Origin of the sequence: Hallella mizrahii (assembly GCF_009695775.1) — a bacterium.
GTDB lineage: Bacteria > Bacteroidota > Bacteroidia > Bacteroidales > Bacteroidaceae > Prevotella > Prevotella mizrahii.
Genome location: NZ_VUNG01000006.1, coordinates 53306 through 66231, shown reverse-complemented (window position 1 = coordinate 66231; position 12926 = coordinate 53306). Strand labels below are relative to the sequence as shown.

General features: G+C 51.2%; 8 protein-coding genes and 1 tRNA gene. 6 read left to right on the top strand and 3 right to left on the bottom strand.

What is annotated here, in order from left to right:
* The first annotated feature begins 7 nt into the window (after positions 1-7).
* The 4 genes from tgt (at position 8) to FYJ73_RS04225 (ending at position 5790) form a co-directional block, all read left to right on the top strand.
* The gene (gene tgt / locus FYJ73_RS04240) at positions 8-1135 is read left to right on the top strand and encodes a tRNA guanosine(34) transglycosylase Tgt (RefSeq protein WP_154533465.1); all 1128 of its coding nucleotides are present in this window, start codon (positions 8-10) and stop codon (positions 1133-1135) included.
* An 11-nt stretch (positions 1136-1146) separates the two neighbouring features.
* Entirely contained in the window at positions 1147-2430 is a 1284-nt protein-coding gene (locus tag FYJ73_RS04235) for an LptF/LptG family permease (RefSeq protein ID WP_154533464.1), read from the top strand.
* Positions 2431-2539: 109 nt separating this feature from the next.
* Positions 2540-4306: a DEAD/DEAH box helicase gene (locus FYJ73_RS04230; RefSeq protein ID WP_154533463.1), complete on the top strand. Its 1767-nt coding sequence runs from the start codon at positions 2540-2542 to the stop codon at positions 4304-4306.
* A gap of 41 nt (positions 4307-4347) precedes the next feature.
* Complete coding sequence (locus FYJ73_RS04225; RefSeq protein WP_154533462.1) at positions 4348-5790, top strand: C69 family dipeptidase; 1443 nt, start codon at positions 4348-4350, stop codon at positions 5788-5790.
* Between the two features lie 397 nt (positions 5791-6187).
* Here the strand turns inward: FYJ73_RS04225 and FYJ73_RS04220 are convergent, their stop codons facing one another.
* Entirely contained in the window at positions 6188-7255 is a 1068-nt protein-coding gene (locus tag FYJ73_RS04220; RefSeq protein WP_154533461.1) for an ATP-grasp domain-containing protein, read from the bottom strand.
* 350 nt (positions 7256-7605) lie between these two features.
* On the opposite strand from FYJ73_RS04220, the gene FYJ73_RS04215 reads away from it, so the two are divergent.
* Positions 7606-8190 (top strand): hypothetical protein, encoded by a 585-nt coding sequence (locus FYJ73_RS04215; protein ID WP_154533460.1) that lies wholly within the window; start codon positions 7606-7608, stop codon positions 8188-8190.
* A 92-nt stretch (positions 8191-8282) separates the two neighbouring features.
* On the opposite strand, the gene FYJ73_RS04210 is transcribed toward FYJ73_RS04215, so the two are convergent.
* Positions 8283-11528, bottom strand: a complete 3246-nt coding sequence (locus FYJ73_RS04210) for a S41 family peptidase (protein ID WP_206081682.1) — start codon at positions 11526-11528, stop codon at positions 8283-8285.
* 487 nt (positions 11529-12015) lie between these two features.
* On the opposite strand from FYJ73_RS04210, the gene FYJ73_RS16125 reads away from it, so the two are divergent.
* The gene (locus FYJ73_RS16125) at positions 12016-12138 is read left to right on the top strand and encodes a hypothetical protein (RefSeq protein ID WP_262885115.1); all 123 of its coding nucleotides are present in this window, start codon (positions 12016-12018) and stop codon (positions 12136-12138) included.
* A gap of 551 nt (positions 12139-12689) precedes the next feature.
* Here FYJ73_RS16125 and FYJ73_RS04205 read toward each other — a convergent pair.
* Positions 12690-12762, bottom strand: a tRNA-Met gene (locus tag FYJ73_RS04205).
* Positions 12763-12926: the final 164 nt, after the last annotated feature.

The window sequence follows — 12926 nt, the reverse complement described above, 5'->3', positions numbered from 1 at the left end:
CATCAGTATGACATTTGAACTTCAACATACCGACAACGCCAGTGACGCACGTACTGGACTCATCACCACGGACCACGGACAGATCAAGACCCCGATCTTCATGCCCGTGGGAACGTGTGGCTCGGTCAAAGGTGTGCACTTTCGTGAGCTTCGCGAACAGGTCAAGGCACAGATCATCTTGGGCAACACCTATCATCTCTACCTTCGTCCGGGGCTGGAAGTGCTGCGTGCCGCAGGCGGACTGCACGGCTTCAATGGATGGGAGCGCCCCATCCTGACCGACAGCGGCGGCTTCCAAGTGTTCTCGCTGACGGGCATTCGCAAACTCAGAGAGGAAGGCTGTGAGTTTCGCTCGCATATCGACGGCTCCAAGCACTTCTTTACTCCTGAGAACGTGATGGACACCGAGCGTGTCATCGGCGCCGACATCATGATGGCACTCGACGAGTGCCCTCCCGGCCAAAGCGACTATGCTTATGCCAAGAAGAGTCTCGCCATGACACAGCGCTGGCTCGACCGGTGCATCAAGCGGTTCAACGAGACCGAGCCCCTCTATGGCTATCACCAGAGCCTCTTCCCGATCGTGCAGGGCTGTACGTATAAAGACCTGCGCCAGGAAGCCGCGAAGTTTGTTGCTGACAAGGATGCTGACGGCAACGCCATTGGCGGACTGGCTGTCGGCGAGCCTACCGAGGTGATGTATGAGATGATCGAGGTGGTCAACGAAATCCTGCCCAAGGACAAGCCCCGCTATCTCATGGGCGTAGGAACACCACAAAACATCCTTGAGGCCATAGAGCGCGGTGTGGACATGTTCGACTGTGTCATGCCGACGCGCAACGGCCGCAATGCCATGCTCTTCACTTATGAAGGCACCATGAACATGCGCAACAAGAAATGGGAGATGGACTTCTCCCCTATCGATCCGGACGGCTGTGAGACGGACAGAGTCTATACCAAGGCTTATCTCCACCATCTGTTCAAGGCCGGCGAGTTGTTGGCCATGCAGATAGCCAGCATCCACAATCTGGCTTTCTATCTCCGTCTTGTCACCGATGCCCGTCAGCATATCGAGCAGGGCGACTTTGTGCAGTGGAAGCGGTCAGTAATAGACCAGCTGGGCAGAAGAATTTGATTATCGCAACCATGAAAAGTTTTAGCAAGATACGCAAGCACCGCCGACGCTACAAGGCAGCACGCTGGATGAGCCGACATCCGGCGTGGCTGCACAAAGGCTTTGGCTGGATAGCCCGCCACACCCGTTTGCTGCAACGTATATTGAAGTGGATCGGACATCTCTTCCGTTTCCTCCGGGTATTGAAGTATATCAATCCCTTCAGATATATCAAGAAGATCGACTGGTATATCATCCGCAAGTTCATCGGCACCTATTTCTTCTCCATCGCACTGATCATCTCCATCTCCATTGTCTTTGATGTCAATGAGAACCTGGCGAAGTTTACCCAGTATCATGCACCGTTGCGGGCCATCGTCTTTGACTATTATGCCAACTTCATCCCCTACTTCGCCAACCTCTTCAGTGCGTTGTTTGTCTTCATTGCCGTGATCTTCTTCACGTCGAAGATGGCCGGCAACTCCGAGATCATCGCCATGTTGGCCACGGGCATCTCGTTCAAGCGGCTGCTCAGACCCTACATGTTCACGTGTGTGCTGCTGGCGGGACTGTCGTACTATCTCTCGGCTTATGTCATACCCCACGGTACCGTGATACGTCAGAACTTCGAGACGATGTACAAGAACAAGAAGAAGCAGACCGCCGCCGACAATGTACAGTTGCAGGTGGGGCCGGGTGTAATCGCCTACATCCAGCACTACGACGATACGCAAAAGCAGGGCTATGGCTTCTGTCTCGACCGTTTCAAGGACAAGAAGCTCATCTCTCACCTCACCGCTATGACGGTGCAGTACGACACCATCTCTGACAGCAAGTTCCATTGGAAGCTTAGCAACTGGAAGATCCGCCAGCTCAAGGGCTTGCGCGAGCACATTACCACCGGTGCGACCAAGGACACGATCATACAGATGGAACCGATGGATCTCGTCTATTCCAAAGGACAGCAGGAGACTTTCACCTCGCCGGCACTGCGAGACTACATCTCCAAACAGATCAATCGCGGTTCGGGCAATGTGGTGCAGTACGAGGTGGAATATCACAAACGTATCGCCTCGTCCTTTGCCTCGTTCATCCTGACGATCATCGGTGCCTCGCTTTCCGCCAGAAAACGCAAAGGCGGCATGGGCATGTACTTAGGTATCGGTCTGGCACTGAGCTTTACCTACATCATGCTGCAGACAGTGTCGGCCTCTTTTGCCGTCAACGCGGGCTTCCCGCCCGTCCTGGCCGCATGGATGCCCAATCTGATCTTCATCGTCATCGCACTGATCTGTTATCGCCAGGCACCGAATTGATGAGTAATGTATAGTGTATAAATCATAAATAATATATAACAGACTGTTCAGAATAACATGTAAGGTGATACACCTTATTTATATTAAACGATAAAAAGAAGCATATATAATGAGATTTGAAGAATTAGACTTAAGCGATAACGTCCTTGACGCTCTCTACGACATGCGCTTCGAGGAGTGCACGCCTGTGCAGGAGAAGTGTATACCCGAAATCCTCAGCGGACGCGACGTGCTTGGCGTGGCACAGACCGGAACCGGCAAGACAGCAGCCTACCTGCTGCCGATCCTTTCCAAACTCGACGACGGCGGATACCCTGACAATGCCGTCAATTGCGTCATCATGTCGCCCACACGCGAGCTCGCCCAGCAGATCGACCAGGCCATGCAGGGCTTTGCCTATTATACACCTGACGTGAGCAGTGTAGCTGTCTACGGCGGCAATGACGGCAACCGCTACGACCAGGAGCTTAAGAGTATGAAGTCGGGAGTCGACGTGGTCATTGCCACACCGGGACGACTCATCTCCCACATCAGCTTGGGCAACGTCGATCTGAGCAAGGTAAGCTTTTTCGTACTCGACGAGGCCGACCGTATGCTCGACATGGGATTCTCTGACGACATCATGAAGATTGCCTCACAGCTGCCCAAGACTTGCCAGACGATCATGTTCTCAGCTACGATGCCTAAGGACATCGAAAAGCTGGCGCAGAGCCTTCTGAAGGATCCTGTGGAGGTGAAACTGGCTGTGAGCAAGCCTGCGGAGAAGATTCAGCAGAGCGCCTATATCTGTTATGAAACACAGAAACTCAAAATCATTGAGGACATCTTCAAGGCCGGTGACCTCAAGCGCGTCATCATCTTCTCGGGAAGCAAGCAAAAGGTCAAGCACATCAACCAGGCACTCACCCGTCTGCATATCAACAGCGGTGAGATGCACTCTGATCTTGATCAGGCAGAGCGCGACGATATGATGTTCAAGTTCAAGAGCGGACAGATCGACGTCTTGGTGGCTACGGACATCCTGGCACGCGGCATTGACATCGATGACATCGCCATGGTGATCAACTACGACGTTCCCCACGATGCCGAAGACTATGTCCATCGCATCGGCCGTACGGCACGCGCTGACCGCGACGGTGTTGCGATCACGCTGGTCAACGAAGACGACATGTATGCCTTCCATCAGATAGAGAAGTTCCTCGACAAGGACATCAAGAAAAACCCGTTGCCCGAAGGATGCGGCGAAGGTCCGGAGTACACGATATCAAAACGCGATGGCAAGACTTCGGCGAAGAGCCGTCGACGCAAAGACCGGGATCATACTGCACACAAAGACACCAAGCGTGCCAACCGCAATGCACAGAACCAGCAGGGCGCACAGGGCGTACAGGGCGACGGCCGTCGTAACAACCGCCGGCAGCGTGGCAACCGCAACAATGCGGAGGTGCAGACCAATGAGCAAAACCCGATGACCGACAGCAGAGCTGACAACGAGCAGACCCTCAACAAGGGCAACCGCAACAACCGCAACACGGACAGCCGCAACGCCGACAGCCGCAATGACAACAGTCGCAACGGCAACGAACGCAACAACGAGACACGCAATGGCGGAAACCGTGGCGGCGAGGAGCGTCAGGCTCAGGAACGCAAACGCAACAACCGCCGGCAGCGTGGCCAGAAGGACGAGGGTCGCAATCCGCAAAACGGCAATGCACAGGACTACAGAAAGAAGGGTGCACAAGGCAACAGACCCAAGTCGAAAAAACGTCCACAGCAGCAACCGGCAACTCAGTCTGCCCCGACACAGAGCAAGGGCATCGGCAGCGTGCTGCGCCATCCGCTGAAATGGCTTCGCTCGCTGGGTCGCAAGAAATAAGATATCACAAATATCATACGATCTTATAATCATCAAAGACTATGGAAAAGAAAGAAAAGGAAATCAAGGGTCACTTGACCTCGGAGTGCACGACTATTGTCGTGGGTTGCAAGGCCACAGGTGATGGATCACACATCTATGCCCGTTCCGAGGACTTCGACGCCATGCGCTGCAAGAACTGGCTGGTCTTCCCCGATACCGACAACGGTCCTGAGGAGTTTGTCGCTGACGACAGTGGCTTCCGCTGCCCGTTGCCCAAGAAGCGGCTGGGCTATACCGCCCTGCCCGACTATCAATACCATCACGAGTGGGGAAGCGCTGGCTTCAACTCTCTGGGTATCGGCGAGAGCAGCACAGAGACGATCTTCAGCAGTCCCAAGGCACTGGAGTTTGATCCATACGTCAAGGATGGACTCGCTGAGAACTGCACTTACAACATCGTGCTGCCCTATATCCACTCAGCACGCGAGGGCGTGGAGCGACTCGGCGCGCTGATCGAGAAATATGGTTCCGCTGAGGGTTTCGGCATCGGATTCATCGATAATAAGGAGACTTGGTATCTCGAGAACTGCTGCGGGCACCGTTTCCTGGCTTGCCGTATGCCTAACGACAAGTACTTCGTGACGGGAAACCAGAGCCGTTTCCGCAAATATGATCCCAACGACAAGGAGAACTATATCGCGTCGAAGGATCTCATCGAGTTCGCACAGGAGCATGGACTGTACGACCCTTCAAAGGGTGAGTTTGACTTCCACGAGGCTTACTCCAAGGACGACAAAGACGATACCACCTATAACTATCCACGTGTATGGGGACTGCAGGGAATCTTCACCCCAGGCATGAAGCAGGATGTGACCAAAAACACGTTTCCCGTCTTCGCAGAGCCCGAAAAGCCGATCACCATTGCCCGTCTGCGCAATGCCTTCCGCTTCCATTACGACGGCACGGACCATGATCCTTATCTCCACAACAACGGCAAGGAGCCTTTCCGTCCCGTGTCGATCTTCCGCACCACACAGACTCACCTCTTGCAGGTGCGCCCGTGGCTGCCGAAAGAAATCGGTTGCATCACTTACGTAGCCAACGGCATGGCCGACCTCGGCGTGTTCCTGCCTATCTATCAGGGCATCTCTTCTTTCCCGAAAGCCTATAGCATTGGTGACAATCACTGCGACTCAGCCTCTGCTTACTGGCGCTTCCGCAAGGTGATGACACTGGGCATGGTCAACTACAACGCCTACGCACCGCTGATCAAGGAAACCTATGCCAAGCTCGAAGCTGAGAACGATCAGCGGCAGAAAGAGTTTGAGGAGCGCTATCTCGCCATCTATAAGGAGCGGCCGATGGAAGCTCACGACATGTTGCAGGCTTTCAGCGACCAACTCTTCAACCACGCCCTTGAGGTTGCTGACCAGCTCGTCAACGAGCTCTTTACACGCATCGCCATCGACACGCAAAAGGAATATCTGTTCCACGGTGCGTAAACGAATGATGAATGTTGAATGATGAATGTTGAATGTTGAATGATGAATAAGTCAACATCCATCATTATATAATAAGCAAATACCCCAAAGTCACCACTACGGTAGCTTTGGGGTATTGCTTTTCTCCCCCTTGGGGGGAGTTAGAGAGGGGCTTCTTTGGGGTATTGCCTTTCTCCCCCCTTGGGGGGAGTTAGAGGGGGGCTTCTTTAGGGTATTGCTTTTCTCCCCCTTGGGGGGAGTTAGTGGGGGGCTTCTTTGGGGTATTGCTTTTCTCACCCATTGGGGGGAGTTAGAGGGGGGCTTCTTTGGGGTATTGCTTTTCTCCCCCCTTGGGGGGAGTTAGAGGGGGGCTTATTGCTTTTCTCCCCCCTTGGGGGGAGTTAGAGAGGGGCCAGAGTTAGATGGGGGCTCCCACCTTCAACCTATACTTATCCGTGTATACGATGCTCATGAGCTTCGGCGTCACGGCGAGGCGACGCGTCAGAGCCAAAGCTACGTGACCCATGGTGAGTCTGAGATTCAACTCCACGCAGGGATGCACCATCAGCTGATTGTCGACGCTGACCACCATCATATCCACTCCCAAGGGCCCTCGATAGCTGCTGCCAAGTCTTTTGCTGAGGACCATCGTCAACTGCTCCTTGATCATGAGGAGCAGTGCCGGGCTGATCCAGGCTCCCAGCCGTGCTGTTTTCTCTTCTTCGGTGTCAAGCACGCTGCCCGAGTAAGCACCGCTTCGTGTGTCAAAGACCGACAAGCCGCAATAGCGCACAGTGCCACGACCGTCGGAAATGAACTCCATGGCAAAATCAGCCACCTTATTATAATAGGGCTCCAACATGATACAACCCTGCCGAGTAATCACATTCTGTGCCCAGTTGCGCAACTGAATGCCGAACGATTCAGGATTCTGTCCGTCTACATACCTGATGCCTCTGCCACTGCAGCTCCATGGAGCCTTCATCACCACGCGACCATGATCATGGAGCAAAGCCGTCAGTTGCCTGACATTGCTCACCGCGGTAGCCTCTCCCACCGTATTGGGCAGAAGACGCATGGAGGGCAGCACATGTTCTGCAGCCCATTGGCGATGGCTCATTCGGCGGATTGTATCCAACCGGTGGGACAGAGGCAGAAGAGCAGGTGATACCCCAACCTTCACCATGCGGTGAAAAAGAGCCTGATCCCAGCCCCAAGGCGCAATCTCATCAGGCTGACGCGTATCCAGCACACTGGAGAGATCGTGCCAGCTGTGCCATGTTCCCTTAGCTTTCAATCCCAAATGCCGAAAAGCCTCCTGCGCCGCTTCTATGTCTTCAACGATGACTTTGTCGCCGTCCTCTGCCCATATCATAGGCAAGAAACCTAAGTCGTGGCGCAACTGACGGGCGGCATGAGGAGCGGTAAACTGCTCGACATGCGCACCTAACGCTATGTCATGTTCAGGATTGAATATATGAATCATTGTCTCGTTTCTTTGTATTTGTTAAATGCAAAGATACAAATATTAGCGCAATATCATGATTTTATTGCTATGTTTTGAGATATTTTTATACTTATTGAACGAGGAGTAACTATTCAGCTGCCATATCGCCCTTTGGCGATAACAAGTTGTTGATATAACTGTAGATTTTTAGTTATATAGAAGCGAATTCTATTCGGAGACTAAATCCAACAAAACGAACTATTTCGACGGTGAACCGCAACAGATACATGACCTCTCACCAGAGAGCTACGTAGCAAGATTCTACATGGGCGGATTATGACAAATACCTTCTGCCATGGGAGAAACCTAAAGAAATCGGCAAGATAGCAATGGCTGATCATGTGTTGGTCACGGATAATATATCAGATGCTCTCAACGCCTTACAACAAGGACGCGACGTGCTCCTTTCACCCAGGCCAGAACAAATCAATGGGATAGAGGGAAAGTTTGTTCCGGTATTTTGGAGTCCGGTACATTTCCCTAAGCAGGCAGGTACAATGGGCATTCTCTGCAATCCGCAAAGTCCTGCCCTGGCGGCATTTCCAACGGAAGCGCATTCCAACTGGCAGTGGTGGCGCTTAGTGAAGCAAGCCAAGGTCATGGTAATCGATTCATTGCAATTGTCTCCATCCGATGCCATCATCAAGGGCATCGACAACTTTGCCAACAACCGTAGATTGGCTTACGCTTTTGAGGGTAAAGTTGGGAGAGGACGCCTTCTTCTGACTTCAATGAATCTCTTGGCAAAGACACAATATCCTGAAGCCAGACAGATGATTTTTAGCCTTGTGCAATATATGTGTTCAAAGAACTTTATGCCACGAACAGAACTGCCGTTAGAAGCCATCTCTTCTCTTTTATGCAAAACAAGCCATATAGATGCAACAGATGCAATGAGTATCTATCATAAATAATAGACCTATAGGTCAAAAAATCACGGGTGTCGTGGAGACATACTCCTCGATACCCGTGATTGGTCAGTACATTCTGACCAGAGGCGAAACCTTTATTTCATCATTGTCGCCACAGCTTTCTCAAGCTGTTCATCGTCTCCGTTGAGATAGTCTTCAGGGGTGTTATAGACTTCCACATCGGGATCGAGTTGATGGTTCTCACCATATTGCCCATTCATATCCCGGCAGCCTACCTGTGGAATGCCGAAGACGAGGCTACGGTCCATCAACGTCTCCCACCAGACAGCCGTCATCGTACCTGCCACCGGCGCGCCGATGAGTTTACCAATGCCTAAGGTCTTATATACAAAGGGGAATCCGTGACCATTGCTATAGTCGTCCTCGCAGATCATCACACAGGAAGGCTTCACCCACTTATTCCAAGGGTCACGCCCTATATATTTGCCGTGAGCGATAAACTCCTGGTATTCCTTCCCACTGAGCAGCGTGCAGAGATCGTCGTGGAGCCATCCTCCTCCATTGTGCCGCTCATCGATGATGGCAGCCTTGCGGTTGCGGTTTTTGTCACTGAGCAGTTCGCTGAATACCGTGCGGAAGCTCTCGCTGTCCATTGCCTTGACATGCACGTAAGCCAGCTGCCCATGTGACAGCGAGTCGACCAGTTCACGGTTGTGATCCACCCATCGCTTATAGAGCAGTTCACGTTGTGCCTCGCGCGAGATCGGCCGCACCTGTACGTCGAAGTGTTTGCCATTCTTAGGATTATAAACGCTCACGCGCAGTTCCTTACCGGCCCGCCCGTCCATCAGGGAAGTATAATCCGAGTCACGGAGAATCCGTTGCCCATCGATTTTCTCGATGATACATCCCGCTGTGACCCCCGTATTTCTCACGGCAAAAGGACCACGCTTGATCACCTCAGCCACCTTCAGCCCATCTCCACGATAGTGACTGTCATAGAGCAGTCCCAGTTCAGCCGTCTGCAACGAAGGGCCGCTGGGATAGTAACGGCAGCCTGTGTGCGAGGCATTAAGCTCACCGAGCATCTCCGAGACCATCTCACTGAAGTCGTAATTATTGTTGATATGCGGCAGGAAGCGGGCATAGTTGTCGCGATAGCCTTGCCAGTCGATGCCATGAAGCTTGGGATCATAGAACTTATCCTTCACTTGTTGCCAGATATGGTCAAACAGATAGCGGCGTTCCTGATAAGGTTTATCATTGAAGCGCGCCTCAAACTCCACGTTCTTGATTTCACTCTTTGCCAGATCTATCTTTTTGATTTTACCATCACTCATGGCGAAAAGATGCTTGAAGGTACTGTCGGCCTGCAGGTATCCGCCATTGACTTTTTTCATTACGAGCGTGGTTTTTCCTTCCCTCATCTCGTGTTTCCAAAGATCATAGCCATCCTCATAGCGTGCCTCATAGTAGAGCGTATCACCGCCGGGCGAAAGAATGAAGTCACCAAGATCCGTCGAGTTGACCGTCAGCCGCACGATGCGGTCACGACAGTTTTCCGTGTCAAAGCGCAAAGGGGTTGCTTTGGCATCCTTTTGGTCATTTTTCTGTGTTTTTTTGCCTTTTCTGTTTTTCTTCTTATCCTTATCCTTGTCTTCTTCCTTTTTCTTCTCCTTCTGTGCTTCATCGAAGCGTTCCTTCTCTTCTTTATTCATTTGGAACTGCTCGTAAGCATCCAAATCCAGAAACATCAGATAGACATCCTGTTCAGCACCCCAACTGCCATGACTGCGATACCCGGCACGATCGGATGCGAAGGCGATGGCTTTACCACCCAAAGCCCAGCGTGCCGCCCCGTCGTTGTATCCGCTTTCCGTGAGATCCACGATCTTTTGCGAACCGTCAGCCGGCACCAGAGCCACGTCGGCATTGTTCCATCCGCCCTTGCCGATATAGTTAGTGATGATCCAACGGGAGTCGGGACTCCACTGATAGTCGATGTCGCCATCAGAGTAAGAGAAGATATATTTTCCGTCCATCAGTGTCTTGACGTTGTGGCTCTTCACATCGATGGTCTTCAGCGTGCCACGGTCTTCGACAAACGCCACCGTCTTGCCGTCGGGACTGAACTTTGGCAAGAACGAAGTCCGGTTGCTCTTCACGAGTTGCTCCTCCGTAAGGTCTCCGGCATAGGTAAAGAGTTTTTCCTTGTCATCCTTGATCTTTGTCCGATACACCTGCCAAAGTCCGTTGCGCTCAGAAGCGTAGACGAGCGAACGTCCGTCGGGGGAAAAACAGATGTTGCGTTCTTGCTCGGGGGTATCTGTAATCTGTTTTGTCGTCTTATAGTCTGTGGAGGTAACGAAGACATCGCCATGATCGACAAAGGCTATCTCCTTGCCCGAAGGTGAGAGACAAAACTCCGTGGCTCCCCCCGTCAGCGTACGGCGCAGTAGCTCCTTGTCGTTAGTGTCGGCGACGATCGAGACGTTGACCTTCCGCGGTTGCTGCCCGGGAAGAAGCGTATACAGCTCACCGTTCTGTGAGAAGCAGAGCTTGCCGTTTCCCGACGCTGAGAGGAAACGCACCGGATTGCCTGCGAAATGGGTCAGCTGCACTGCTTGATTGCCATTCAAAGTGCGCTGATAGACGTTGAACGTACCGTCCTGTTCGGACAAATACCAAAAGCCATCGCCCTGGCTGTTCCACACCGGGTTGCGGTCCTCGCCCTTGAACGACGTCAGTTTCGTGAATTTACCATTGTCGTCGAGCCAGATGTCACGTGTGATGGGGGAAGTATGATGTTTCCGCCACGTGTCCTCATAGCCTTTCTTGTCGTGATAAAGGATTTGTCCTTTGGCGTTGAGGCTCATGTCTTCCATGGTGATGTCGGAGAACTTCACCGGTCGTGAGCCGTTGACGTCGACTTCATAGACCTGCGGAAATTGCTTCGACGGGAAGATGATGGACTTCGGTTCATCCCACAGTGCCGCCGAGAAGAGCACGTGACTGTTGTCAAGCCAGGAAATTGGCGTCTCATCGCCGCTGTCCGTTGTCAGTCGTTTGGGCGTGCCTCCTTCTTTATTCATGACATAGATGTCCATGCTCCCCTGACGGTTGGACATAAATGCGATCAACTGTCCATCAGGACTCCAGACGGGATTGCCGTCGTAGGCAGCGTTTGAGGTCAATTGTCGTGCCTGTCCACCAGCGGCAGGCACCGTGAAGATGTCGCCTTTATAACAGAAGGCAATCTGCGCACCGTCGGGCGAGATGGCGCAATGCCGCAGCCACAGCGGATGTTCCTCAGCCTGCGCTGACATCGCGAAGAAGGCAGCAAAAGCCAATGGAAAAAATCGGAATGGTCTTTTCTTCATAGTAGAATCTCCTTTTTGTAACAAAGTAATAACCGATATTGCAAAGTTAACGATTTTGCAAGACTCATGCAAAGGAATCAAGAAGATTTATCCTCAAGAATTTGAGAATTATAGAATTGGTCCTGATAGATAGAGTCAACGAGTATTATTCATGAACATCAGGTGCTATTGTATTGTATAGAATATAACAGTTTTGAGAATCGTTTTGCTGTTAAACCCTATCTTCTTTGCGTAGCGAAGAATTTAAAAAATAGCTCGTGGATAGGACGTCCCATGCCCATGAAGGGATCATCAACAAATCAAGTAGATATATTTGTAGAGATCTGTGTGACCATTCTCACAGAGTTACTTATTTCTCACAGAGTTCACAGATCTACACGGATGCGAGACTCTAAAGCAATAGCATTGTGAGAGCAGGTATCCGTGAGAAAAAATAGCCGCGAGAACATCAACAGCAATCTAAAGTCTCCAAAAGCAAAAAACAATCTTGGCCGGTTCCGATTCCATTAAAACAGATGCCAAAAATGTGCCAGAAGCTGACAATGAAGAAGAGGCCGGCAGCAAATCCAATTCGATGTTCAGCACCGACAACGATAAACTTTGGGAATAATCCTTTTTCTGCGTGAAGACAACAAGCGCCGGAAAAGCAAAAGTGCTTTCCCGGCGCTTTATTTTATAGGGAAATGACATTCGCCTGTCTATTTCATGGTTCTATATTTTTGCGTAATTTTGAACCGAATCTCGAATTCGTAAATAAAACTATCAAGCATGCCTGTCACAAAACGAAACCACAATGGATTACAGCGGTCATAACGGCAATGACCGCACTTGTAGGACAAGAAGAGACCACGCTCACCTTTACCGAACAACAAGGTCAGCAGGTCAGTGATGCGAACCATTTATCCGCCACATACTATTTTTTGTCCCTTGCCGGGTCGTAGGCGAAGAAGTCAACATACCACTGCTTACCCTTGTGAAGCCTCGGAAGGGTAAACTGTACAATACATTTTGATGAAATAAGCTCTTTGTCTAAGTGAGACATTTTTTACATTGTTCGCTCTCCGCAACCAATGCCACTGAAAAGTGTCGTCTGAAAACTGTCCGGCATATAAACCGAAAAACGTCCGAAGTGTTGATTGTCAACGACTTCGGACGTTATTGTTGCGGAGGCAGGACTCGAACGTGCGACCTCCAGGTTATGAGCCTGGCGAGCTACCAACTGCTCCACTCCGCGATGTAAACTGATTGAGAATATGTTTGTTTCTCAATTGCGACTGCAAAGGTACGACGATTATCTGAAACCTCCAAATATTTCTGAGAGAATCTGCTTATAATTATCACTTATTAACAAATAACGATACAATAGAGAAGAATTAGAGCGGTACACGTGATTATCAA